This window comes from Microbacterium sp. NPDC055683 (assembly GCF_053617895.1).
In genome coordinates this window covers 1-24,602 of the sequence record NZ_JBSHGQ010000041.1, presented here as the reverse complement: position 1 = coordinate 24,602, position 24,602 = coordinate 1, and the positions used below count along the sequence as shown (strand labels likewise).

Annotated in this window: 23 protein-coding genes and 1 tRNA gene; 19 read left to right on the top strand and 5 right to left on the bottom strand. The window is 72.6% G+C overall.

All coding sequences use genetic code 11. The features are described from left to right. Positions 1 to 13 precede the first annotated feature (13 nt). The gene (locus tag ACWGPF_RS14325; RefSeq protein WP_345436468.1) at positions 14 to 754 is read left to right on the top strand and encodes a response regulator transcription factor; all 741 of its coding nucleotides are present in this window, start codon (positions 14 to 16) and stop codon (positions 752 to 754) included. Then, complete coding sequence (locus tag ACWGPF_RS14320) at positions 751 to 2,256, top strand: sensor histidine kinase (protein ID WP_452333429.1); 1,506 nt, start codon at positions 751 to 753, stop codon at positions 2,254 to 2,256. The genes ACWGPF_RS14325 and ACWGPF_RS14320 overlap by 4 nt, the downstream gene beginning before the upstream one ends. Positions 2,257 to 2,370: 114 nt before the next feature. Here ACWGPF_RS14320 and gndA read toward each other — a convergent pair whose 3' ends face one another. Both gndA and ACWGPF_RS14310 read right to left on the bottom strand, forming a co-directional pair. Beyond that, the gene (gndA, locus tag ACWGPF_RS14315) at positions 2,371 to 3,834 is read right to left on the bottom strand and encodes an NADP-dependent phosphogluconate dehydrogenase (RefSeq protein ID WP_452333428.1); all 1,464 of its coding nucleotides are present in this window, start codon (positions 3,832 to 3,834) and stop codon (positions 2,371 to 2,373) included. A 103-nt stretch (positions 3,835 to 3,937) separates the two neighbouring features. Further along, positions 3,938 to 4,063 carry a hypothetical protein gene (locus ACWGPF_RS14310; RefSeq protein WP_345436462.1) on the bottom strand — a complete coding sequence of 42 codons (126 nt, stop codon included), beginning with the start codon at positions 4,061 to 4,063 and terminating at the stop codon, positions 3,938 to 3,940. 80 nt (positions 4,064 to 4,143) lie between these two features. On the opposite strand from ACWGPF_RS14310, the gene ACWGPF_RS14305 reads away from it, so the two are divergent. From ACWGPF_RS14305 to pth, 3 genes are all read left to right on the top strand, one after another. Further along, the gene (locus ACWGPF_RS14305; protein WP_452333427.1) at positions 4,144 to 5,121 is read left to right on the top strand and encodes an alpha/beta hydrolase; all 978 of its coding nucleotides are present in this window, start codon (positions 4,144 to 4,146) and stop codon (positions 5,119 to 5,121) included. 224 nt (positions 5,122 to 5,345) lie between these two features. Then, positions 5,346 to 5,942, top strand: a complete 597-nt coding sequence (locus ACWGPF_RS14300; protein WP_452333426.1) for a 50S ribosomal protein L25/general stress protein Ctc — start codon at positions 5,346 to 5,348, stop codon at positions 5,940 to 5,942. Between the two features lie 69 nt (positions 5,943 to 6,011). Continuing rightward, positions 6,012 to 6,593, top strand: coding sequence for an aminoacyl-tRNA hydrolase (gene pth / locus ACWGPF_RS14295; protein ID WP_345436455.1), 582 nt, complete (start codon positions 6,012 to 6,014; stop codon positions 6,591 to 6,593). Between the two features lie 13 nt (positions 6,594 to 6,606). Here the strand turns inward: pth and ACWGPF_RS14290 are convergent, their stop codons facing one another. Beyond that, complete coding sequence (locus ACWGPF_RS14290; RefSeq protein WP_452333425.1) at positions 6,607 to 7,062, bottom strand: hypothetical protein; 456 nt, start codon at positions 7,060 to 7,062, stop codon at positions 6,607 to 6,609. A gap of 2 nt (positions 7,063 to 7,064) precedes the next feature. Then, positions 7,065 to 7,739, bottom strand: a complete 675-nt coding sequence (locus ACWGPF_RS14285) for a hypothetical protein (RefSeq protein WP_452333424.1) — start codon at positions 7,737 to 7,739, stop codon at positions 7,065 to 7,067. 56 nt (positions 7,740 to 7,795) lie between these two features. On the opposite strand from ACWGPF_RS14285, the gene mfd reads away from it, so the two are divergent. From mfd to hisS, 4 genes are all read left to right on the top strand, one after another. Then, positions 7,796 to 11,413, top strand: coding sequence for a transcription-repair coupling factor (mfd, locus tag ACWGPF_RS14280; RefSeq protein WP_452333423.1), 3,618 nt, complete (start codon positions 7,796 to 7,798; stop codon positions 11,411 to 11,413). Between the two features lie 79 nt (positions 11,414 to 11,492). After that, positions 11,493 to 12,647, top strand: coding sequence for a Na+/H+ antiporter NhaA (locus tag ACWGPF_RS14275; protein ID WP_452333422.1), 1,155 nt, complete (start codon positions 11,493 to 11,495; stop codon positions 12,645 to 12,647). A gap of 59 nt (positions 12,648 to 12,706) precedes the next feature. Then, positions 12,707 to 13,327, top strand: coding sequence for a MazG family protein (locus tag ACWGPF_RS14270; protein ID WP_452333438.1), 621 nt, complete (start codon positions 12,707 to 12,709; stop codon positions 13,325 to 13,327). Between the two features lie 25 nt (positions 13,328 to 13,352). Continuing rightward, entirely contained in the window at positions 13,353 to 14,648 is a 1,296-nt protein-coding gene (gene hisS / locus ACWGPF_RS14265; RefSeq protein ID WP_452333421.1) for a histidine--tRNA ligase, read from the top strand. Between the two features lie 140 nt (positions 14,649 to 14,788). Here the strand turns inward: hisS and ACWGPF_RS14260 are convergent, their stop codons facing one another. Next, positions 14,789 to 16,051: an APC family permease gene (locus ACWGPF_RS14260; RefSeq protein ID WP_452333420.1), complete on the bottom strand. Its 1,263-nt coding sequence runs from the start codon at positions 16,049 to 16,051 to the stop codon at positions 14,789 to 14,791. Positions 16,052 to 16,134: 83 nt separating this feature from the next. On the opposite strand from ACWGPF_RS14260, the gene ACWGPF_RS14255 reads away from it, so the two are divergent. The 10 genes from ACWGPF_RS14255 to ACWGPF_RS14210 all read left to right on the top strand — a co-directional run bounded on the left by ACWGPF_RS14255 (position 16,135) and on the right by ACWGPF_RS14210 (position 24,532). Further along, positions 16,135 to 16,485, top strand: a complete 351-nt coding sequence (locus ACWGPF_RS14255) for a GntR family transcriptional regulator (protein WP_452333419.1) — start codon at positions 16,135 to 16,137, stop codon at positions 16,483 to 16,485. 25 nt (positions 16,486 to 16,510) lie between these two features. Next, complete coding sequence (locus tag ACWGPF_RS14250; RefSeq protein WP_452333418.1) at positions 16,511 to 17,539, top strand: DUF1648 domain-containing protein; 1,029 nt, start codon at positions 16,511 to 16,513, stop codon at positions 17,537 to 17,539. Then, positions 17,536 to 18,465, top strand: coding sequence for a CPBP family intramembrane glutamic endopeptidase (locus ACWGPF_RS14245; protein WP_452333417.1), 930 nt, complete (start codon positions 17,536 to 17,538; stop codon positions 18,463 to 18,465). The genes ACWGPF_RS14250 and ACWGPF_RS14245 overlap by 4 nt, the downstream gene beginning before the upstream one ends. A gap of 14 nt (positions 18,466 to 18,479) precedes the next feature. Further along, positions 18,480 to 19,148: an O-methyltransferase gene (locus ACWGPF_RS14240; RefSeq protein WP_452333416.1), complete on the top strand. Its 669-nt coding sequence runs from the start codon at positions 18,480 to 18,482 to the stop codon at positions 19,146 to 19,148. Between the two features lie 78 nt (positions 19,149 to 19,226). Beyond that, positions 19,227 to 20,507 carry a phosphopyruvate hydratase gene (gene eno, locus ACWGPF_RS14235; RefSeq protein WP_452333415.1) on the top strand — a complete coding sequence of 427 codons (1,281 nt, stop codon included), beginning with the start codon at positions 19,227 to 19,229 and terminating at the stop codon, positions 20,505 to 20,507. Positions 20,508 to 20,543: 36 nt separating this feature from the next. Next, complete coding sequence (locus ACWGPF_RS14230; RefSeq protein ID WP_452333414.1) at positions 20,544 to 21,080, top strand: FtsB family cell division protein; 537 nt, start codon at positions 20,544 to 20,546, stop codon at positions 21,078 to 21,080. A 9-nt stretch (positions 21,081 to 21,089) separates the two neighbouring features. After that, positions 21,090 to 21,608, top strand: coding sequence for a DUF501 domain-containing protein (locus ACWGPF_RS14225; RefSeq protein WP_452333413.1), 519 nt, complete (start codon positions 21,090 to 21,092; stop codon positions 21,606 to 21,608). Further along, positions 21,605 to 22,951, top strand: coding sequence for a S8 family serine peptidase (locus tag ACWGPF_RS14220; RefSeq protein WP_452333412.1), 1,347 nt, complete (start codon positions 21,605 to 21,607; stop codon positions 22,949 to 22,951). Before ACWGPF_RS14225 ends, ACWGPF_RS14220 begins: the two co-directional genes overlap by 4 nt. Before the next feature lie 33 nt (positions 22,952 to 22,984). Next, positions 22,985 to 24,391 (top strand): NAD(P)/FAD-dependent oxidoreductase, encoded by a 1,407-nt coding sequence (locus tag ACWGPF_RS14215; protein ID WP_452333411.1) that lies wholly within the window; start codon positions 22,985 to 22,987, stop codon positions 24,389 to 24,391. Between the two features lie 68 nt (positions 24,392 to 24,459). Then, positions 24,460 to 24,532: transfer RNA gene (locus ACWGPF_RS14210), tRNA-Leu, on the top strand. Positions 24,533 to 24,602 lie beyond the last annotated feature (70 nt).

Here is a 24,602-nt window from a genome sequence, read left to right as displayed (position 1 = left end):
CACAATGAGAGCCATGACGACGACCGCCCGCACCCCCTCGCCCGCCCTGACACGTCCCGACGGCTCGCCCGTGCGCGTGCTCGTCGTCGACGACGAGCAGATGCTCACCGACCTGCTCTCCATGGCGCTCCGCATGGAGGGCTGGGAGGTCCGCTCGGCGGGCAGCGGCTTCGAGGCGCTGCAGGCCGTGCGCGACTTCGACCCGGACGCCCTCGTGCTCGACGTCATGATGCCCGACCTCGACGGGATGGGCGTGCTCCAGCGCCTGCGCCAGAACGAGAACGACGTGCCCGTCCTCTTCCTGACGGCCAAGGACTCCGTCACCGACCGCGTCGCCGGCCTCACGGCGGGCGGCGACGACTACGTCACCAAGCCGTTCAGCCTCGAGGAGGTCGTCGCCCGCCTGCGCGCGCTCATGCGCCGGGCCGGCACCGCCCTCGCCGCCGACGAGGAGCCGATCCTGCGCGTCGCCGACCTCACGCTCAACGAGGACAGCCACGAGGTGGAGCGCGCGGGCCAGTCCATCGAGCTCACCGCGACCGAGTTCGAGCTGCTGCGCTACCTCATGCGCAATCAGCGCCGCGTGCTGTCGAAGGCGCAGATCCTCGACCGCGTCTGGCACTACGACTTCGGCGGCAAGTCGAGCGTCGTGGAGCTCTACATCTCCTACCTCCGGAAGAAGATCGACGCGGGCCGCGACGCGCTCATCCACACCGTGCGGGGCGCGGGGTACATGATCAAGGCGCCCCAGTGAGCGGGGCCGCGGCCGCGGAGGCCGCGCCGGCTCCGCTCCGCGGGCTGCGGAAGTTGAGCTTCGAGGCGCGGCTCATGATCACGGTCGTGGGCATCGTGTCGGTCATCCTCGCGATCATCACGACGCTCACGAGCGTGATCCTGAGCAGCGTCCTCGACAGCCAGCTGACCGACGAGGTGCAGTCCTCGTCGCAGGCGGTGGAGCAGTCGCTCCTCGCAGCCATCCAGAACGGCGAGTCGGCGTCGTCGGCGCTGCGCGACCGCCCCGTGGCACCCGGTTTCCTCTTCATCTACGAGACGAGCGTGAGCGGGGCGTCCGGCGCCTACATGGGCGACGACCGCCAGCCCGTCGCCCTCACGGACGCGCAGGTCGACGCCGTCATCGACCTCGTCGACCGCCGCACATCGGGCACGGTCGTGATCGACGGGGTCGGGACCTACCGCATCCTCGCGAACGACCCCTCGTCTCCCGTCACGGTCATCGCGGGGCTGCCGACCGCCGAGGTGCAGGGCACGATCGGCCGGCTGTGGACGACCGTCCTGTTCGCGACGATCGGCGGGATGATCCTGCTCGGCATCGCGACGATGCTCGTCATCCGCACGGGGCTGCGGCCCCTGCGTGCCGTCGCGGAGACCGCTCGCCGGGTCGCCGAGCAGCCCCTCGACCAGGGCGCCGTCTCGATCGAGGAGCGCGTGCCGCACGAGCAGGCCGATCCGCGCACCGAGATCGGGCAGGTGGGCGCGTCGCTCAACACGCTGCTCGATCACGTCGAGACGTCGCTGCACGCGCGACAGCGCAACGAGGAGCTCATGCGGCGCTTCGTCGCGGATGCGAGCCACGAGCTGCGCACGCCGCTCGCCTCCATCCGCGGCTACTCCGAGCTGTCGTTGCGCGACCCCGAGCTGACCGACAACACCGAGCAGGCGCTCGAGCGCATCCAGGCCCAGTCGATCCGCATGACGTCGCTCGTGGAGGACCTTCTGCTGCTGGCCCGGCTCGACGAGGGCCAGGAGATCGTTCTGGGAGCGGTGGACCTCACGCAGCTCGCGGTCGAGGCGATCGCCGACCAGCAGGCCGCTGGTCCGGGACACGACTGGGCGGTCGACGTCCCGGAGGAACCGGTCATCATCGCCGGCGACCGCGGACGCCTCACACAGGTCGTCGTGAACCTGCTCGCCAACGCGCGCACGCACACGCCGGACGGCACGCACGTGACCCTCGGCCTGCGTCTCGAGGGAGAGGGCGGTGCGACGCGCGCCGTGCTGACCGTGCACGACGACGGCCCCGGCATCGACGAGGAGCTGCAGCGCGAGCTCTTCACCCGCTTCGCACGCGGCGACAGGTCGCGTGCCCGGAAGACCGGCGGCACGGGCCTCGGCCTGTCGATCGCGAAGGCGATCGTCGACGCCCACCACGGTGCCATCTCGGTGCGCAGCGCCCCCGGCGACACGACGTTCGAGGTGCGCCTGCCCGCCCGTCCGGTCGGGCACGCCGCGCTCTGACCCGCTGGGGGCTCTGCCTGCGTGGTCGTCGAGCGAGGGAGCGCGGCGACGGAGCCGAAACGGGGCGAGCCGCCCTCGGGAACGGATCCCGGGGCGGCTCGCTCGCGCGGACCGTCAGTGCGTGTCTTCGGCCTCGATCTCGGTGCGGTCGCCGGACCACTGCGTGTGGAACGTGCCTTCCTTGTCGATGCGCTTGTAGGTGTGCGCGCCGAAGAAGTCGCGCTGGCCCTGCACGAGGGCGGCGGGCAGGCGCTCGGCGCGGATGCCGTCGTAGTACGCGAGCGACGACGAGAACGCCGGTGAGGGGATGCCCGCCTGCGTCGCGGCGATCACGACGCGGCGCCATGCCGCCTGTCCGCGCGTGAGCGCGTCGGCGAAGTAGGGCGCGGTCGCGAGCACGGGCAGGTCGGCCTGGGCGGCGTAGGCGTCGGCGATGCGGTTGAGGAACTGGGCGCGGATGATGCAGCCCGCGCGCCAGATCTTCGACACGGCGCCGAGGTCGATCGTCCAGCCGTACTCGGCGGCGCCGGCGCGGATCTCGTCGAAGCCCTGCGAGTAGGCGATGATCTTCGACGCGAACAGGGCCTGGCGCACGTCCTCGATGAACGCGTCGGCGTCGGCCACCTGGAACTCCTCGTCGGGTCCGGGCAGCGCCGCGGCGACCGCGCGCTGCTCGGGGTGCGACGACAGCGAGCGCGCGAAGGTGGCCTCGGCGATGCCCGAGACGGGCACACCCAGCGACAGGGCCGTCTGCACGGTCCAGGCGCCCGTGCCCTTGGCGCCGGCCTGGTCGAGGATGACGTCGACGAGCGGCTTGCCCGTCTCGGCGTCGATCTGGCGCAGCACCTCGGCGGTGATCTCGATGAGGTACGACTCCAGCTCGCCCGTGTTCCACTCGGCGAACACGTCGGCGATCTCGGCGGGGGTCTTGCCCGTGCCGCGGCGGATGAGGTCGTACGCCTCGGCGATGAGCTGCATGTCGGCGTACTCGATGCCGTTGTGCACCATCTTCACGAAGTGGCCGGCGCCGTCGTGGCCGACGTGGGTGACGCACGGCTCGCCCTCGGCGACGGCGGCGATCGACTTCAGGATCGGGCCGAGCGTGATCCACGACTCGTCGGAGCCGCCGGGCATGATCGAGGGGCCCGTGAGCGCACCCTCCTCGCCGCCCGAGATGCCGGCGCCGACGAAGTTGATGCCGGTCTCGCGGACGGCCTTCTCGCGGCGGATGGTGTCGGGGAAGTAGGCGTTGCCGCCGTCCACGATGATGTCGCCCGGCTCGAAGACCTCGACGAGCGAGTCGATGACGGCGTCGGTGGGGCGGCCCGCCTTGACCATGATGATGGCCGTTCGCGGCTTCGAGAGCGATGCCGCGAACTCCTCGTACGAGAAGGCGGGGATGAAGCCGGCCTCGGGGTGGGCCGCGATCAGCTCGTCGGTCTTCGAGCGGCTGCGGTTGAACACGGCCACCGTGTTTCCCTCGCGGCTGGCGAGGTTGCGGGCGAGGTTGGAACCCATCACGGCGAGGCCAACGACCCCGATGTTCGCACTGGCGGGGGTCGATGAAGCGTCGGTCACGCGCTACTCCTTGAACACGAGAAAAGTGGGACGTGCCCCAGGCTAGTCGCCTCGCGGCTCACGTGCGTCGCCGCGACGGTGTGAGCCGGCCGTCAGGCGTCCGTCACTTGTCGTAGGAGTTCTGGCGTCCGAGGGTGAAGAAGGCGCCCGTGATCAGGACCGCCGCGACGATCGACACCCCTCCGATGACCCAGGCGAGGATGTGCGAGGCGAGTGCGCCGTCGATCATGGCGGATGCTCCTTCGTGTGCGGTGTCGGATGGCCGTGGGGCCCCGTCCATCGTAAGCGGCGACGGGTTAGCCTCGGTCCATGTCCCGTGACGGATGGCGGCCCGATGTGCTCGGCGGAGGATTCGCCCAGCTCACGCTGCCGCTGGGCGAGGACGGAGAGGGCCCCGTCGTCGCGACCCTCGTCCGTCTGCTTCCCGAGCGCCGGCTGCTCGTGCGCCGGCCGCTCGACGACGTCGACGTGCTGTACGTCCACGGATGGTCCGACTACTTCTTCCAGACCCGGCTCGCGCGGTTCTGGACGGAGCGCGGCGCGCGGTTCTTCGCGCTCGACCTCCGCAAGTACGGGCGGAGCCTCCGTGACGGCCAGACGCCCGGCTACGTCTCCGACCTCGCCGTCTACGACGCCGACATCGCGGCAGCGCTCGAGGCGATGGCCGATCGGCCGGGCCGTCGCCTCGTCCTCGTCGGGCATTCGACGGGCGGCCTGACCCTCAGCCTGTGGGCCGCGCGGCACCCCGGCGTCGCGACGGCCCTCGTGCTCAACAGCCCGTGGCTGGAGTTCCAGCTGAGCGCCGTCCGCCCCGCCATCGCGCCCGTCGTGCAGATGCAGGCGCGCTGGCGCCCCATGGACGCGGCGCCGCAGATCGACCTCGGCTTCTACGCCCGCGCGCAGCGGGAGGCGGCCGATCCCGACGACCCGGTCGTCGTGGACCCGCGGTGGCGGCCCGAGGTGAGCATGACGGTCCACGCCGGATGGCTGCACGCCGTTCTCGAAGGGCACGCCCAGGTCGCGCGCGGCCTCGCCATCACGGCGCCGGTGTGCGTGCTCCTGTCGGCGCGCAGCGCGACGCCCACACGATGGTCCGACGACCTCACGCGTGCCGATTCCGTCCTCGTCGTCGACGACATCGCGCGCGCGGCGCTGCGTCTCGGGCCGAGTGTGACGATCGAGCGCATCGACGGCGCTCTCCACGACGTCTTCCTGTCGCGCCCCGACGCGCGACGGCTGGCGTATGCGCGCCTGGGCCGCTGGACGACGGGCTTCGTGCAGCGCTGACGCACGCCGTCATCTGGGAGCGGGACGGTTCTCCCCGGCGGGCGCGTCGGGTAGGATGGACGACGACCTCGGCGAGGGAGAACGCGGCGCGAGCGCTGCGACATCCGTGATCGACGCGGTGAAGCGGGCTCCATGCTCTCCTCACGCGCTGCGTTCGAGTCGAGAAAGACACCAGACCTCCATGCGGTCCGCTCGGCCGCGTGACCTCATCAGGGAGCACACTCATGGCTGATCAGAACAAGCTCGCGGCCGACGTCCGCACCGAGTTCGGCAAGGGCTTCGCGCGCCGCCTGCGTGCCGCCGGCAAGATCCCCGCCGTCCTCTACGGCCACGGCACCGAGCCCGTCCACCTCGCCCTGCCGGGCCACGAGACGGCGCTCATCGTCCGCCAGGCGAACGCGCTCCTCGCGCTCGACATCGAGGGCAAGGGCGCGCTCGCGCTCGTCAAGGACGTCCAGAAGGACCCGGTGCGCCAGATCATCGAGCACATCGACCTCCTCGTCGTGAAGAAGGGCGAGAAGATCACGGTCGACGTCCCCGTCACGGTCGTGGGCGAGTCGTTCTCGGGCACGATCGTCAACCTCGAGGCGGCGACGCTGTCGCTCGAGGTCGAGGCGACGCACATCCCCGAGCACGTCGAGGTCTCCGTCGAGGGACTCGAGGACGGCGTGTCCATCCACGCCGGCGCCGTCGAGCTCCCGAAGGGCGCGACGCTCGCGGCCGACGCCGAGACGCTCGTCCTCACGATCCTCACGCCGCGCGGCGAGGCCGCCGACGAGGAGACCGAGGCCGCAGAGGGCGACGCGCCCGCAGCCGAGTAATCGGATCTCTCCACGCGAGGGGGTGCGACCTGGTCGCACCCCCTCGCGTCGTCTCGAGGAGGACGGAACATGGCGGACACCTGGCTCGTGGTCGGGCTCGGAAACCCCGGACCGCGGTACGAGCGGACCCGGCACAACATCGGGCAGATGGTGGTGGACGAGCTCGCGTCGCGACGCTCGGCGGCGTTCCGACCGCACAAGGCGAACGCGCGCGTCGCCGAGGGGTGGCTGAGCCCCGGCGGCGCCAAGCTGGTCCTCGCCAAGCTCAACAGCTACATGAACGTGTCGGGCGGGCCGACGGTCAACCTCGCGAAGTTCTACGGCCTGGGCGCGGATCGCGTCATCGTCGTGCACGACGAGCTCGACATCCCCTTCGACACCATCAAGCTCAAGTCGGGCGGCGGGCACGGCGGACACAACGGAGTGCGCGACATCGCCAAGGCGCTCGCCACGCCCGACTTCGTGCGCGTCAGGGTCGGGATCGGCCGGCCGCCCGGGCGCCAGGACCCCGCCGACTGGGTGCTCGACGCGTTCGGCGCCGCGGAGCGCGCGACGCTGCCGATCCTCGTGTCGGACGCCGCCGACGCGGTGGAGCGGGTCGTCGAGGACGGCCTCGTCTCGGCGCAGCAGCGCTTCCACGCCCCGCGCTGACCCGCGCACGGCGTCAGGCGACGGCGGCGTCCACGGCGTCGGGCACGAGCGACCCGAGTCCGGCGGTCATCCCGATCGCGAAGAACGCCATCACGACGAAGAAGCCGAGCACGGCGACGACGAGCGCCGCGATGCCGGCGCCGCGCCCGCGGTGGAGGACGATGGCGACGATGCCCTGCACGAGTCCCCACGTCGCGAGCAGACCCCACAGCGCGAACCCGGCGCCGAGCCATCCGAAGGCCCGCAGGAAGACCGACAGGAACGCGCCGGCCGATTCGTCGGGGATGTCGCCCGTCTCGTCGACGAGGCCGCCGATGTCCGCGAAGCCCTGCGCGCCGGCGTAGACGGCGACCGAGCCGATCACGACGCCCGCGACGGCGGCCGCGAGGGCGACGACGCCGAGGCCCGTCGGGGCGGGCGGCCGGGGAGCGCGGACGGGATACGCGGGAGGCGGCGACGCGTACGACACGGTCAGACGCCCGTGCCGCCCGCGAGCCCGGCCGCGAAACCGATGAAGGCGATCGTGCCGACGACGATCGGCGCGAGCACGGCGATGACGACGGCGGCGATCCCCGCGCCGCGTCCGCGCCGCCGGGCGATCGCGACGATGCCTTGCACGAGCGCCCAGATGCCGAGCGCCGTCGCCACCCACCACGTGATCTCGGCCGTCATCACGGCGTCGCGCACGGGTGCGAGGAGCGTCCAGTCGGGATCCTCGGCGGCGGCCGTCTCGAGGAACCCGCTGCGCTCGGACTGCACGCCCACGAGGAACAGGCACACGGCGAGGACCACCGCTCCTCCGATGAGCGAGAGGAGGGAGAGGAGCAGCGCGACGCGTCCGGCCGCCTTCGAGGCGGGTGCCGCCTGCGGCGCCGCCAGCATCGTGCCGTAGCGCGCGTCGACCTGCGGCGCGTACGGCGCGGTCGGGGGATAGACGTAGGCGCCGGACTGCTGCACTCCCGGGACGACACCCTCAGAAGACGACGGAGGGGTCGAGTACGGGGTCTGCTCGCCGTACGGGGCCTGCTGGCCGTACGGCGGCTGGGCGGCGTACGGGGCGTCGCCCGGCGGCGTGTGCGGAGGGAGCGGCGGGCGCGGCGGGTACCCGCCGGCATCGGGGGACGGCGAGGACTGGTCGGCGCTCATGCTCCCATCCTAGGAAGCGGCGGCGCCGTGTCCTACAGCCCGCATAGACTTCTCCGGTGACTGTGCAGGGGATCGTGAGTGCTCTGGAACAGGACGAGTCGTTCGGCGACGCGCTCGCGAGCGCGGCCGTCGACGCCGATCTCTCGCTCGTCGACGGGCTCGACGCGCCGCTGCTCGCGGCGCTCCTGCGGCGACGGCGCGAGGCAGGCCATCCACCCGTCCTGCTCGCCGTCGCGCCCACGGGGCGCAGGGCGGAGAGCCTCGCCGCCGCGCTCGCCTGCGTCCTCCCCGAGGCGGAGGTGCGCGACTTCCCCGCGTGGGAGACGCTGCCGCACGAGCGGCTCAGCCCGAGCGCCGAGACGGTCGGGCGGCGGCTCGCGACGCTGCGGCGGATCGCGGAGGGCGCGGACCGGCCGCTCGTCGTGACGGCGTCCATCCGCGCGGCCATCCAGCCGCTCGCGCGCGGACTCGGCGACGTCGCGCCGATCGAGCTGCGGGCGGGCGCCCGCGGGCACGACCTCGACGGCATCGTCGAGCGGCTCGTCGAGCTCGCCTACCACCGCGTCGACATGGTCTCGCGCCGCGGCGAGTTCGCCGTGCGCGGCGGCATCCTCGACGTCTTCCCGCCCGTCGCCGACCACCCGTACCGCGTCGAGCTGTTCGGCGACGAGGTCGACCAGATCCGCGCGTTCTCGGTCGCCGACCAGCGCTCGCTGCCCGGCGACGTGCCGCAGGTCGAGCTCATGCCGAGCCGCGAGCTGCTGCTCACGCCCGACGTGCGCCAGCGCGCGCGGGAGCTGCAGCACGAGCACCCGGGGATCGGCCAGATGCTCGAGCGGATGGCCGAGGGCATCCCCGTGGAGGGCATGGAGTCGCTCATCCCCGTGCTGTCGGGCCCGCTGGAGTCGCTCGTGGCGTACCTCCCGCGCGGGTCGGCCGTCGCCCTCGTCGATCCGGAGCGGGCGGTCTCGCGCGCGCTGACGCTGGGGGAGACGAACCGGGAGTTCCTGGAGGCGGCCTGGAGCGCCGCGACAAGCGGGGGTGCGGCCCCCATCGACCTGGAGGCCGGCGACTTCCTGTCGATCTCGGCGCTGCGCGACGACGTGCGGGCAGCCGGCGGGGTGTGGTGGTCGCTCAGCCCGTTCGACTCCGGCGCCGCGGAGATCGCCGCCGAGCTCGCGGCGCTCGACGACGACGACGCCGTCGTCGTGCCCGATCCGGGCGGGGCCGTCCGCGTGCGCGCCTCGGCCGCGCCCGCCTTCCAGGGGAACGTCGACGGAGCGACGGCGCACATCGCCGACCTCGTGAGGGACGGATGGCGCGTCGTCGTCGCCGCGTCGGGAACGGGGCTCGTCGAGCGCGCGCGCGACGTGCTGTCGGAGCGCGGGGTCGCCGCACGGATCGTCGACGCGATCGACGCCCCGCCCGAGGCCGGCGTCGCGACGCTCGTCCGCGCCGACGTGGAACGCGGATTCGAGGTGGAGGGCGCCCGCCTCGCGGTCTTCACGGAGAGCGAGTTCTACGGACGGTCGATCGGCGGCGAGTCGCGCGGCGTGAAGAAGCTCGCCTCGCGGCGCCGCAACGTCGTCGACCCGCTGCAGCTGAAGCCCGGCGAGGTCGTCGTGCATGCCACGCACGGCATCGGCCGCTTCGTCGAGATGGCGCAGCGCGAGGTCTCCAGCGGCGGCCGCAACGCCGTCAAGACGACGCGCGACTACCTCGTGCTGGAGTACGCGCCCTCGAAGCGCGGCCGCCCCGGCGACAAGCTGTACGTGCCCACCGACCAGCTCGACCTGCTCTCGAAGTACGTCGGCGGCGAGGCGCCCGTGCTGTCGAAGATGGGCGGCAGCGACTGGGCGGCCGCGAAGAGCAAGGCGCGCAAGGCCGTCCGCGACATCGCCGTCGAGCTCGTGAAGCTCTACTCCGCGCGGATGGCTGCGAAGGGGCACGCCTTCGGACCCGACACCCCGTGGCAGCGCGAGCTCGAGGAGGCGTTCCCGTTCGCGGAGACGCCCGACCAGCTGCAGACGATCGACGAGGTCAAGCGCGACATGGAGCGGCCCATCCCCATGGACCGGCTGCTGTCGGGCGACGTGGGGTTCGGCAAGACCGAGGTCGCCGTGCGGGCGGCGTTCAAGGCCATCCAGGACGGCAAGCAGGTCGCCATGCTCGTCCCGACCACCCTCCTCGTCAAGCAGCACATCGAGACGTTCCAGGACCGCTTCGCCGGCTTCCCCGTCAAGGTGCGCGCGCTGTCGCGCTTCCAGACCGACAAGGAGGCGCGCGAGACCATCCAGGGGCTGCAGGACGGCACGGTCGACATGGTCATCGGGACCCACCGCATCCTCACCGAGGCGGTGCGGTTCAAGGATCTCGGCCTCATGATCGTCGACGAGGAGCAGCGCTTCGGCGTCGAGCACAAGGACGCGCTCAAGAAGCTCAAGACCAACGTCGACATCCTCGCGATGAGCGCCACGCCCATCCCGCGCACGCTCGAGATGGCGGTGACGGGCATCCGCGAGATGTCGACCCTCGCGACGCCGCCCGAGGACCGCCATCCGATCCTGTCGTACGTCGGGCCGAACAACGACAAGCAGATCGCGGCGGCCATCCGGCGCGAGATGCTGCGCGAGGGCCAGATCTTCTTCGTGCACAACCGCGTCCAGTCCATCCAGCGCGTCGCGGCGCACCTCGCCGAGCTCGTGCCCGACGCGCGCATCGCCGTCGCGCACGGCAAGATGAGCGAGAACCAGCTCGAGCAGGTCGTCGACGACTTCTGGGAGCGGAAGTTCGACGTGCTCGTCTGCACGACGATCATCGAGACCGGCATCGACATCGCCAACGCGAACACGATCATCATCGACCGCGCCGACAAGTACGGGCTCGCGCAGCTGCACCAGCTGCGCGGACGCGTGGGCCGCGGGCGCGAGCGCGCCTACGCGTACTTCGTCTACGACGAGGGCAAGCCGCTGTCGGAGACGGCGGCCGACCGCCTCGAGACGATCGCCGTGCACAACGACCTCGGCAGCGGCATCCAGGTCGCCATGAAGGACCTCGAGCTGCGCGGAGCCGGCAACCTGCTGGGCGCCGAGCAGGCGGGGCACATCGCGGGCGTCGGGTTCGACCTGTACCTCCGCATGATCGGCGAGGCGGTGGCGACCTTCCGCGGCGAGGAGGCCGACGGGCCGACCGAGCTGCGGCTCGAGCTGCCCGTCGAGGCGCGGCTCCCCGAGACGTACATCGACAGCGAGCGGCTGCGGCTCGAGGCGTACCAGAAGCTCTCCGCCGCGGCCGCCGCGACGGCGAGGGACGACGCGATCGACCTCGTCGTCGAGGAGCTCGTCGACCGCTACGGCCCCACGCCGCCCGAGGTCGACGGTCTCGTCGCGGTCGCCCGGCTCCGACGGCGCGCGGCGCAGGCGGGGCTCGCCGACGTCGTCGCGATGGGGCGCAACCTCCGCGTCGCGCCCGCGCATCTGCCCGACTCGGTCAAGGTGCGCCTGCAGCGGCTCCACCCGGGAGCCAAGATCCTCAGCGGCGGCGAGGCGATGGTCGTCCCGCTGCCCGTCGTCGACGGAGAGCCGCTGGGCGACGCGGGGCTGCTCGCCTGGGTCGCGCAGCTGCTCGACGCGATCTTCCCGCTGCCGCCGAAGGAGGCGCCGGCCGCCCGGTAGGGTGGAGGACGGTGTGCCGGGAAGTCTGGTCGGCGGCGGGCGCGAGACGCGTCCCGTCACATGAACCCGAGAGGTCCCCATGATCGGTCTCCTGCGCTCCGAGCGCTTCCCCGCCTTCCTCCTGCTGGGCGCCGCCGCGCTCGGCCTCGTCGCGGCGAACAGCCCCGTGGGCGATGCCGTGATCTCGTTCAGCCACGCGCACCTCGGCGTGCCCGGCACGGCGCTCGACCTGTCGATCGCGCACTGGGTCGCCGACTTCCTGCTCGCGATCTTCTTCTTCGGGGTGGCCGTCGAGCTGCAGTACGAGCTCACGCGCGGCCAGCTGAACAGCGTCGCGCGGGCGGTGAAGCCGGCGATCGCGGCCGCCGGCGGCGTGATCGTGCCGATCGCGATCTACCTGCTCGTCGCGGGGGCTCCCGAGACGCGCGACGGATGGCCCATCCCCACGGCGACCGACATCGCGTTCGCGCTCGGCGTGCTCGCCGTGTTCGGGAAGGGGCTGCCGTCGACCGTGCGCGTCTTCCTCCTCGCGCTCGCGATCATCGACGACATCGTCGGCATCGTGTTCATCGCGGTGCTGTTCGCGACCGACGTCGACCTCGGCAGCCTCGCCCTCGGCATCGTGCTCGTCGTGGTGTTCGCCGTGCTGAGCCGCCTCGTCGGCGACCGCTCGAAGGTCGTGCTCGTGCCGCTCATGATCGTCGTCGCGCTCGCCGCATGGGTTCTCGTCTACCAGTCGGGCGTGCACGCGACGATCGCGGGCGTGCTGCTCGGCCTCGCCGTCCGGCAGGGGGAGGGCATGCGCGCGCGGCACGTTCTGGAGCCGTGGATCAACGGGCTCGTCCTTCCCGTCTTCGCGTTCTTCTCGGCGCTCGTGGTCATCCCGCAGGTGTCGCCCGACGAGCTGTCGCCGGCGCTGTGGGGCATCCTCATCGGCCTCCCGCTCGGCAAGATCGTCGGCATCGTGCTGTTCGGCTGGCTCGCCATGCTCATCCGCCCGCGCGGCACGGCGCCCGAGATCCGGGTGCCCGATCTCGTCGCGGCCGGGGCGCTCGGCGGCATCGGGTTCACGGTGTCGCTGCTGCTCGCCGGCCTCGCCTTCGCCGACGACGCGCTGCTGCGCGACGAGGCGGTGCTGGGCGTGCTCGGCGGCTCGGCGATCGCGCTCGTGCTCTCGGGCGTGCTCGTCTCGTGGCGCGCCCGCCACCACCGGCGGCTCGCGCAGATCTCGTGACGGGAGAGGATGGACGCGTGAGCGCACCAGGGGATGAGCTGAAGCGGGCCGCCGACGTGATGCGGCAGGTGCACGAGCGGTGCGTGTGGTCGCAGACCATGACGCACGAGCGCCTCGTGCCCTACCTCGTCGAGGAGTCGGCCGAGCTCGTCGACGCCGTCGAGCGCGGCGACCGGGCCGAGCTGCGCGAGGAACTCGGCGACCTCCTCTGGCAGGTGCTCTTCCACGCCGAGGTCGCCGCGCACAGCGACGTCGACCCGTTCGGCATCGACGACGTCGCGCGGGGGCTGTCCGAGAAGATGATCCGCCGCCATCCGCACGTCTTCGCAGACGAGACCGCAGAGACCCCCGAGCGCGTGCTCGAGCTGTGGAACGCCGCGAAGGCGCGGGAGAAGAGCGCGCGCTCGTCGGTGCTCGACGGCGTCTCGCCCGCGATGCCGGCCCTCGCCCTCGCCCAGAAGGTGCTCGGCAAGGGCGAGCAGGTGGGCGTGGGGCTCGAGCTCGCGGAGTCGGTCGCCGCGGCCGAGCCCGGCGTGCTCCCGGAGTCGGAGGAGGAGCTCGGCGACACGCTGCTCGGGCTCGTCGCGGTGGCGAGGGCCCGGGGTTGGGACGCGGAGCGCGCCCTCCGCACGGCCGTCCGCGATGTCGCGGACGCCATCCGCGAGGCCGAGGCGCCCTGACGCGTCATGGGAGAATGGGGGCGCTATGGCTTCCGTGAACCCGCCGCGCGGCATGCGCGACTTCCTCCCCGCTGACAAGGCCCGTCGCGAGCGAGTGCTCGCCGTCATCCGCGAGCGCTACCGCGCGCACGGGTTCGACGAGATCGAGACGCCCGTCATGGAGGAGTACGACCGGCTGCATGCGGGCGTCGGCGGCGACAACGAGAAGCTCGCCTTCAACGTGCTCAAGCGCGGTCTCGACGCCGATGCCGTGTACGCGGCGGCGGACGACACCGCGCAGCTGAGCGACCTCGGGCTGCGGTACGACCTCACGGTGCCGCTGGCGCGCTTCTACGCGAGCCACCGCGCCGAGCTCCCGACCGTGTTCCGCTCCGTGCAGATCGCGCCGGTGTGGCGCGCCGAGCGGCCGCAGAAGGGCCGCTACCGGCAGTTCGTGCAGTGCGATATCGACATCATGGGCGACGCGTCGGCGCGCGCCGAGGCCGAGCTCATCGCCGCGACGCTCGACGCGCTCGACGCGCTGGGCCTGGAGGGCGCGACCGTCCGCATCAACGACCGCCGCGCACTCGACGCCATGCTCGACGTGTTCGGATTCCCGGCGGACGAGCGCCCCGGCGTGCTCATCACGATCGACAAGCTCGACAAGATCGGCCCGTCGGGCGTCGTCGCCGAGCTGCGCGAGCGGGGGGCGTCGGATGCCGCCGCCTCCGCCCTCGAGGCGTTCCTCACGCGCCCGCAGACGCGCGAGCACCTGCCGTTCGGGGAGGCGCAGATCCGTCGGGCGCTGCCGGAGGGCGTGGACGACGACATCGTCGCGCACCTCGTCGGCATCGGCGAGGCGGTCGGGGCGGCGCGCGGCGCGGGCGCGGCGGGAGCGGAGCTCCCGCTCGCCTTCGACCCCTTCCTCGTGCGCGGCATGGGCTACTACACGGGCACCATCTACGAGATCGCGCACCCGTCGGCGCCCTACTCGCTCGGCGGCGGAGGCCGCTACGACGGGATGATCGGACGCTTCCTCGGCCAGGACGTGCCGGCGGTCGGCTTCTCGATCGGCTTCGAGCGCATCGTGGACCTCGTCGCGCTCGCCGACGCGGAGGCGGCGGCCGCGGTCGTCCTCGTGCACGATCGCGATGCACCCGTCGCGGAGCTCCTTGCGCTGAAGGCGCAGCTCGTCGCGGAGGGGTCGCGCGTGCGGCTCGAGCAGCGGACGAAGAACCTCAAGGCGCTCCTGGAGCGGGCGGCCGCCGACGGCTACACGGCCTTCGCGACGGTGTCGGCCGGCGCCTCCCGCGACTCGCTGGCTCTCAAGCCCCTGAGCTGACCCCGCCCTTCTTTTCGCCCCTTTCTCGTCCAACGGATATCCGTTGGACGAGAGCACACCCGGTTACGGCGAATCCGGTGTGCTCTCGGCACGCGGATGGGCTTTCGGCGGGCAGGGCGCAGGCAGGGGCGGGGCAGGGGTCACTCCTCCGCGACGGTGGCGCGGCGCTCGAGGAGGAGGCGGATGCCGCGGAAGGCGACGCCGATGACGACGACGGCGACGCCCGCGACGACGCTCTGCCAGGGCAGGGACGCGGCGAGCACGACGCAGCCGGCGGCGCCGACCGCCTGCATCGCGCGCGGATAGCGGCGCACCGACGGGCGCTGCCGCCAGGCGGCGAGGTTCGCGACGAGGTAGTAGAGCAGCACGCCGAACGACGAGAAGCCGATGGCGCCGCGCAGGTCGGCGAACGCGACGATGCCGATGACGACGAGCGCGACCGCGATCTCGGCGCGGTGGGGAACGTGCGTGCGGGGGTGCACCGCAGACAGGAAGGGCGGAAGGTCGGCCTCGCGCGCCATCGCGAGGGTCGTACGGCCGATTCCCGCGATGAGCGCGAGCAGCGCCCCGAGCGCCGCGGCCGCCGCGCCGACGCGGACGACGGGCTGCGCCCACGCCCATCCGGCCGCATCGACCGCGTCGGCGAGGGGAGCCGACGAGGCGGCGAGGCCGTCGGGGCCGAGCGCACGCAGCAGCGACGTGCCGACGAGGGCGTACACGGCGACGGCGAGCGCGAAGGCGAGCAGGATGGCCCGCGGGATGGTGCGGGCGGGGTCGCGCACCTCCTCGCCCATGGTCGCGATACGCGCGTAGCCGGCGAACGCGAAGAACAGCAGACCGGCGGCCTGCAGCACGCCGTAGGGGTCGGCACCCGTCGCGACGACCGCGGCGGGTGAGGCGGGGCTCACGAACCCGGCCGCGACGGCGACCGCGAGGCAGGCGAGCACGACCGCGACGATGATCTTCGTCGCGAGCGCCGTGCGCGTCACGCCGAGCAGGTTGACGCCGGCGAGCAGCGCGACGACGGCGATCGCGACGGGGCGCTCCCCGCCGGCGGGGGCGGCGTACGCGGCGAAGACGAGCGCCATCGCGGCGCAGCTGGCGATCTTGCCGATGACGAAGCACCATCCCGCGAGGTACCCCCACCACGCCCCGAGCTCGGCGCGGCCGTACGCGTACGTGCCGCCCGCGACGGGATGGACGGCCGCGAGCTGGGCCGACGACGTCGCGTTGCACAGCGCGACGATGGCGGCGATCGCGAGGCCCGCGAGCAGCCACGGCCCTGCGGCTGCCGCGGCGGGCGCGAACGCCGAGAAGACGCCCGCCCCGATCATCGATCCGAGTCCGATCGCGGCGGCGTCGCCGAGGCCGAGTCTGCGCGCGAGCGCGGGCTGGGTCGTCATGCGGGAAGTGTACGAGCCGCGGGTGTCCGGGAGATGGCCGACGAACGACGAGGATATTGTTCTAGTTGCGCTAGAATAACTACATGCTGATCCGCATCGACCCGATGCGCGAGGAACCCGTCTTCGCGCAGCTGGCGGCGTCCATCCGCGCGGACGTCGTCGCGGGTCGCACCCGCCAGGGCGACCGGCTGCCCGCCGCGAAGCAGGTGGCGTCGGCGCTGGGGGTGAACCTGCACACCGTGCTGCACGCCTACCAGCAGCTGCGCGACGAGGGTCTCGTCGACATGCGTCCCGGACGCGGCGCCGTCATCACCGACGCCGCCGAGCGCATGTCCGAGCTGCACGACGACATCCGCGCCCTGACGGCGCGAGCCGAGGCCCTCGGCATCCCCCGGGATGTCCTCGCGGGGCTCGTGAGGGACGCGCGGACCTGATCCGCGCACGATCCGAGGAGGAACGATGACGACCGACCGCTCGCCCGACAGGGCCCGCGCCATCCGCCGGTTCCGGTGGATCGGGCTCCTCGTCCCGCTCGCCGTCTTCGTGGCGCTGGCGGCGACGCAGGCGGCGCTGCTGCCGCTGCTTCCCGATCCGCTCGCGACGCACTGGGGACTCACGGGAGGCCCCGACGGCTTCACGCCGGCCGCGGTCGTCCCGCTCCTCACCCTCGCGGCGGGAGGTGGGGTGACGGCCCTCCTCGGCGGCATCGGGCTCGCGCAGATGCGCACGTCCCGAGGCCGCACCCACCGGCTCCTCGCCGCCGCCGTGTGGTTCGAGGTGGGCGTGCTCTCGGCCGTCCTCTTCGGCAGCACCCTCCTGCAGGTGGGTCTCGCGGATGCGCGCGATGCGGGATCCGTGACCTGGCTCGTCGTCGTCGGCTTCGCAGCCGGCATCGTGCTCGGCGCGGCGGCGTGGGCGCTCGTCCCCGACCTCCCCGACGAGGGCCCCGCTGCCGCCGCGCCGGAGCCGCTCCGTCTGGCCGAGGACGAGCGGGCGGTGTGGATGCAGACCGTGACGATGGCGCGGACGGGTCTTCTCGTGCTGGGCGGCGCGCTCCTCGTGCTCGTCGCCGTCTCGGCGGGCACGGCGATCGCCGACGTCGCGACCTCCGGCGCCCCGTCGACGGCCACGTGGATCACGATCGGCTGCGCCCTGCTCGTCGCGGCGCTCGTCGCGACGACCCTCGTCTACCGGGTCCGCGTCGACGAGGCCGGACTCGATGTGCGCGCGCCGATCGGATGGCCGCGCGTCCGCATCCCGCGCGCCGAGATCGCGTCGGCGGAGGTCGCGTACGTCGACCCGATGGGGGAGTACGGCGGATGGGGATGGCGGTACGGCATGTCCTCGGGCTGGGGCGTCGTGATGCGCGCCGGGGAGGCGCTGCGCGTGACGAGGACGAACGGCCGGGTCTTCACCGTGACGGTGGACGACGCCGAGACGGCCGCCGCGCTGCTGGCAGGGCTCGGCGAGCGGACGGACCGCGCATGAGCGCCGCCATCCGGGTGCCGTGGCCCGCCGTCGCCGTGTTCGCGGTCGTCGCCGTGGGGCTCGCGTGGCTCGTCGCCCTGCCGCTGTGGCTCGGCGACGGCGCAGCGTCGCCCTTCCTCGGCCTCGTCGCGACCGGCATGATGTCCACTCCGCTCGCGGCGACGCTCGTCGTCGTGCTCGCCATGCGCTCGCCGCGCCGGGATCGCCTGCGATCGCTCGGCGTGTGGCCGCTGCGCCCCGTCGGCCGGACGATCGGCTTCGTCGTCGCCGCCGTCCTCGTGCCGCCCGCCCTCGTCGTGGCGACGGCGCTCGTGTCGGGCGCGCTCGGGCTCGTCGAGCTCGACCTCGTCTCGTTCTCGGGGTTCGCCGCGACGATCGAGGCGGCGGGCGTCGACGCCGCGCTCGTGCCGCTGCCCGTGCTCGTCGCGGCCCAGCTCGCGGCCATCCCGCTCGGTGCGCTCGTGAACAGCGTGTTCGCGTTCGGCGAGGAGATCGGCTGGCGCGGATGGCTGCTGCCGGCTCTGCGCCCGCTGGGCATCTGGCCCGCGCTCATCGCCTCGGGGGCGCTGTGGGGCGCGTGGCATGCCCCGCTCATCCTGCTCGGCTACAACTTCGGGCGGACCGACGTCTCGGGCGTCCTGCTCATGATCGGCGGCTGCATCGCGTGGGGCGTGCTCTTCGGATGGGCCCGCCTGCGCACGGGGTCGGTCTGGCCCGCCGTCGTGGGTCACGGCGCGCTCAACGCGGCCGCCGGGGTCGTGCTCGTCCTCTCGGCCGCGGGCGCCGATGTCGACCTGGCGCTCGTCGGCCCGCTGGGCGTCGTGTCGTGGGGAATCCTGGCCGTCGTGGCGGCCATCCTGGCGCTGGCGGGCCAGTTCCGCCGCGACGTGCTCGCGCAGGGGGATGGCGCGGCGCAGGTCCGATAGGACAGGCTGGGGGCATGCCGGAGCCGACTCCCGAGAACTGGGCCGCCGTCGACCGCTATCTCGCCGACACGCTCGTGGGGCACGACGCCGCGCTCGAGGCGGCGCTGGCCTCGCAGCAGGCGGCGCATCTCGCCCCGATCGAGGTCGCGCCCGTCGCGGGGAAGCTCCTCCACCTGCTCGTGCGGATCTCGCGTGCGCGCCGCGTGCTCGAGATCGGCACGCTCGCCGGCTACTCCGCGATCTGGATGGCGCGGGCGCTGCCCGAGGGCGGCGCGGTCGTCTCGATCGAGGCGGAGCCCGCCAACGCGGAGCTCGCCCGCGCCAACGCGGCGGCGGCCGGTGTCGCCGATCGCATCGAGATCCTGGTCGGACGCGGAGCGGACGTCTTGCCCTCCCTCGACGGCGGGGAGCCCTTCGACCTCGTCTTCATCGACGCCGACAAGGAGTCGAACACGATCTACCTCGACTGGGCGGCGCGGCTCGGACGGCCGGGCGCCGTCGTCGTCGTCGACAACGTCGGCCGCTCGGGTCGCGTCGTCGACGACACGACCGACGACCCGCAGGTCCGGGGCGTCCGTGCAGGTCTCGCGATGCTGGGCGACGATCCCCGGTTCGATGCGACGGCCATCCAGACCGTGGGCGTGAAGGGGTGGGATGGTCTCGCCATCGCCGTGCTCGTCTGAGGGCGCGCCGCGACGGCAATAGACTGGCGCTCGGACCGACGTCGCTCCCCGCATCACCCACCGACAAGGAGTACTTCCGTGGCACTGATCGAAGCAGTAGGCGCTCGCGAGATTCTCGACTCGCGAGGCAACCCGACCGTCGAGGTGGAGGTGCTCCTCGACGACGGCATCGTGCAGCGCGCGGCCGTCCCCTCCGGCGCATCGACGGGCGCCTTCGAGGCGTACGAGCTCCGTGACGGCGACAAGGGCCGCTACGCAGGCAAGGGCGTGCAGAAGGCCGTCGACGCCGTCATCGACGAGCTCGGCCCGGCCATCGAGGGGCTCGACGCGAGCGAGCAGCGCGTCATCGACCAGGCGCTCATCGAGGTCGACGGCACCGACAACAAGAAGCGCGTGGGGGCCAACGCCATCCTCGGCGTCAGCCTCGCGGTCGCGAAGGCCGCCGCCGACAGCGCCGACCTGCCGCTGTTCCGCTACGTCGGCGGACCCAACGCGCACGTCCTCCCCGTCCCCGCCCTCAACGTCATCAACGGCGGCGCCCACGCCGACACGGGCGTCGACATGCAGGAGTTCTTCCTCGTGCCGCTCGGCGCCGAGTCGTTCGCGGAGTCGCTCCGGTGGGGCACCGAGACGTACCACGTGCTGAAGAGCGAGCTGAAGGCCGGCGGCTACGCCACGGGCCTCGGCGACGAGGGCGGTTTCGCGCCCGACCTCCCCTCCAACCGCGGTGCGCTCGACTTCCTCATGGCCGCGATCGAGAAGGCCGGCTTCACCCCCGGGACCGACATCGCCGTGGGCCTCGACGTCGCCTCGACGGAGTTCTTCGCGGACGGCCGGTACCACTTCGAGGGCAAGCAGCTCACGGCGGAGGAGCTCACCTCGTACTACGAGGACCTGCTCGCGAACTTCCCCCTCGTCACGATCGAGGACGCCCTCGCGGAGGACGACTGGGAGGGCTGGAAGGCCCTCACCGAGCGCATCGGCGGCAAGGTGCAGCTCGTCGGCGACGACCTGTTCGTCACCAACCCGCAGCGTCTCGCCGACGGCATCGCGAAGGGCGTGGCGAACTCGCTCCTCGTCAAGGTGAACCAGATCGGCACCCTGACCGAGACGCTCGACGCGGTCGCGCTCGCGCAGAGCAACGGCTACACCGCGATGATGTCGCACCGCTCGGGTGAGACCGAGGACACGACGATCGCCGACCTCGCCGTCGCCGTCAACTGCGGTCAGATCAAGTCCGGCGCGCCCGCTCGCAGCGACCGGGTCGCGAAGTACAATCAGCTTCTGCGCATCGAGGAGGAGCTGGGTGCCGGCGCGACGTTCGCCGGCCGCGGCGCCTTCCCGCGCTTCACGGCGTAAGCGGGTCACCGACCCCGTGTGACGGAAGGGGGAGCCATGGCCAAGAGACCATCGGCTCCCCCTTCCGCCGTCTCCGGGAAGGGGACCCGCCGTGTCGACGTGCGCGGATGGCTCGGCGGCATCCGCGTGTCGGGGTTCGCCGTCGTCATGCTCGGTCTCGTGGTCCTCGGCGCCTTCGTGCTCGTGCCCACCGCGGGCACCTACCTCGCCCAGCAGCAGCGGATCGCGTTCCTCCGCGAGGCCGTGCAGGTGAGCGCCGACGAGGTCGCCGAACTCGAGCGCGAACGCGAGCGCTGGAACGACGACGCCTATGTCGCCGCGCAGGCGCGCGAGCGCCTCTACTACACGTACCCGGGCGAGGTGAACTACCTCGTCGTCGACGATCTCGACGACAGCGAGCTCCCGCGCGAGCCCGACCCCGTCAGCGCCGAGGTCGAGGAGACCGAGGGCGACTGGATGGGCCAGCTGCTGCGATCGGTCGTCGCGAGCGGGCTCGCGGAGTCGGCCGTGTCCGAGGACGAGACGGTCGACGGCGGCGGCGTCTTCCAGCCGGACGACAGCACCGGCGGGTAGCCTGGCGAGGTGACGACACCTCCCTTCGAGCCCGTGCGACCCGTCGACCTGGAGGTCGTCGAGACGCAGCTCCAGCGGCCATCGCGTGGCGTCGTCGGCGTCGCCGCGCGATGCGTGTGCGGCAACCCGACGGTCGTCGCGACGTCGCCCCGGCTGCCCGACGGCTCGCCGTTCCCGACGTTCTACTACCTGACGCACCCGGCCGCCACGGCGGAGATGTCGCGGCTCGAGGCGGGCCAGGTCATGCCGGAGCTCACGGCGCTCCTCGAGGAGGACGACGAGGTGCGCGCGGGGTATCACCGCGCGCACGCCGCGTACCTCGCGGACCGTGCGCAGTTCGGCGAGGTCGACGAGATCGCCGGCATCTCAGCGGGCGGCATGCCGACGCGCGTGAAGTGCCTGCACGCCCTGGCCGGCCACGCGCTCGCAGCGGGCCCCGGCGTCAACCCGCTCGGCGACCTCGCGCTCGCGCGATCTGCGTGGTCGCCCGCGCGCTGCGAATGCGAGAACCCCGGCGCCGCTGCATGAGGCGCCCCCTCGGCGCGCTCCTCGTCGTGATCCTCGGCGCCGCGGGGCCTTCCGCCGCGATCGCGGCGGCACCCGCGGCGGCCGTCCCGCCGGCGCCTGCCGCCATCGAGTCGACGCCCACGCCGACCCCGACCGCGACGGCGACGCCCACGGCGACACCCGAGCCAGAGGATCCCGTGCGGGCGGCGGAGTACTGGCTCGAGGAGTACGGCGTCGAGGAGGCGTGGGAGACGACCCGCGGCGAGGGCGTCACGATCGCGGTCATCGACACCGGGATCGCGAAGGGCCCGCAGGAGTTCGAGGGCGCCGTCGTCGACGGCACCGACGTCTCCGGCGTGGGCGCGGCCGACGGCCGCACGCCCGTCGGCGCCACCGACCAGAACCACGGCTCGTACGTCGCCTCGCTCGCCGCCGGCCGCGGCACGGGCGAGGACGAGGGGATGATCGGCGTCGCGCCGGAGGCCGATCTGCTGTCCGTCTCGCTCGGCTTCGGCGCATCCGCCGCCGTGCCGTTCGACGAACAGGTCGCGGAGGCCATGATCTGGGCCGTCGACAACGGCGCCGACGTCGTGAACCTGTCGTTCACGACGAACACGCTCGACTGGGACGAGAGCTGGGACGAGGCGTTCCTCTACGCCTTCGAGCACGATGTCGTCGTCGTCGTCGCCGCCGGCAACCGCGCGAGCGGCACGACGGTCGTCGGCGCGCCCGCGACCATCCCCGGCGTGCTCGCGGTCGCGGGCGTCGACACGGCAGGCGTCGCGAGCGTGGGCGCCTCGACGCAGGGGATCACGATCGGCGTCGCCGCGCCCAGCGAGCAGCTCCTGGGCGTCTCGGCGACGGGCGAGATCGTGGAGTGGAGCGGCACGAGCGGCGCCGCCCCCATCGTCGCCGGCGTCGCCGCGCTCGTGCGCGCGGCGCATCCCGACCTCGACGCGGCGAACGTCATCAACCGCATCATCCGCACGGCGGATCGCCCCGACGGCGTCGAGTCGGTCCCCGATCCGCAGTACGGGTTCGGCCTGGTCGACGCCGCCGCCGCGGTCGACGGCACCGTGGCGACCGTCGCGCAGAATCCCCTCGGGAGCCTCGAGGAGTGGATCGCCCTGCACCGCCGCGCGCAGGCGGGCCCCGAACCGGCCCCGACGGCGGAAGCGGTGGAGATCCCCGCCATCCCGCCCGCCGACGCCCCCGGCGAGGCGAGCTCGCCCCTCCTTCCGTCGGCCGACAGCATGCGCGAGGTGACCCTGCCGCTCTTCGCGCTGAGCGCCGCTGGTATCCTTGTCGTGCTCGGCGTCGTGTCTGCGGTCAGGCGCGTTCGTTCGACGCGCGCGCAGCGGTAGCCAGCAGCACACAACTCAAGGAGTAAGTTTCACGTGCCCAAGATTCTCATCGTCGGTGGTGGATACGCGGGGTTCTACACCGCGTGGAAGCTCGAGAAGCACCTTCGACAGGGTGAGGCCGAGGTCGTCATGGTCGACCCGCTTCCCTACATGACGTACCTCCCCTTCCTCCCCGAGGTCGCCGCCGGCTCGATCGAGCCGCGTCACGCGGTCGTCTCGCACCGTCGTCACCTCACGCGCACGAAGCTCATCACCGCCAAGGTGACCGGCATCGACCACGCCAACAAGACGGCGACGATCACGCCCGAGGGTGCTGAGCCGTGGGAGCTGCAGTACGACCACATCGTCGTGACCGCCGGCTCGGTGTCGCGCACGTTCCCGATCCCCGGGATCGCCGACAACGCGATCGGCATGAAGTCGATCGAGGAGGCCGTCGCGGTGCGCGACACCCTCATCGGCAACTTCGAGAAGGCGTCTGCCCTGCCCAAGGGCAGCGAGCTGCGTGCCCGCCTCCTCACGACGGTCGTCGTCGGCGGCGGGTTCGCGGGCATCGAGACGTTCGCCGAGCTGCGCTCGCTCGCCAACTCCCTCCTGGAGAAGTTCCCCGAGATCTCGTTCGACGAGACGCAGTTCCACCTCATCGAGGCCATGGGGCGCATCATGCCCGAGGTCTCGCTCGAGACGAGCGAGTGGGTCCTGAAGGACCTCGCCAAGCGCGGAGCCTACGTCCACCTGGACACGCAGGTGACGTCGGCCGTCGACGGCGTCGTCGAGGTCTCGACGGGGGAGAAGTACCCCAGCGACCTCATCATCTGGACCGCGGGCGTCATGGCGAACCCGGTCGTCGTCAACGCGGGCGACCTGCCCAAGGAGGCGCGCGGCCGCATCAGCGCGCAGGCCGACCTGCGCGTCGTCGACGCCGACGGCAACGTCGTCGAGGGCGCCTGGACGGCGGGCGACGTCTCGGCGGTCCCCGATCTCACGGGCGGCGGCGTGGGCGGCATGTGCGTGCCGAACGCCCAGCACGCCGTGCGCCAGGCGAAGCGCCTCGCGAAGAACCTCGTGGCGGTGCTCCGCGGCGAGCAGCCGGTGGACTACGTCCACAAGAACCTCGGTGCCGTCGCGGGTCTCGGGCTCTACAACGGCGCCTTCCAGTCCGGCAGCATCGCCCTCAAGGGCTTCGTCGCGTGGGTCGCCCACCGCGGCTACCACGGCCTCGCGATGCCGTCGTGGGAGCGCAAGTGGCGCGTCATCTGGGGATGGGTGCACAACTTCTTCCTCGGCCGCGACACCGTGCAGCTCGGCACCACGCAGACCCCCCGCGTCTTCTTCGAGACGTACGCGTCGCGCCCGAAGCCGAAGGTCGAGGAGCCCGCTCCCGCCCCGGTGACGGCACCCGCGGAGGCGGCTGCGCCCGTCGAGGCGCCCGCCGCGAAGTAGGCCCGTGCGCCGAAGGCCGTCACCGCTCGTCGGTGGCGGCCTTCGCCGTGCCGTAGCGTCAGATCACCCCCCCCGTAGCCCAACGGCAGAGGCAGGCGACTTAAACTCGCTTCAGTCTGGGTTCGAATCCCAGCGGGGGGACCCCTGGCGGCGTAGCCTCTCGTCATCGGAGGCGGCGCGCGGCCCCGCGCCGCCAACCATGACGGCCCTG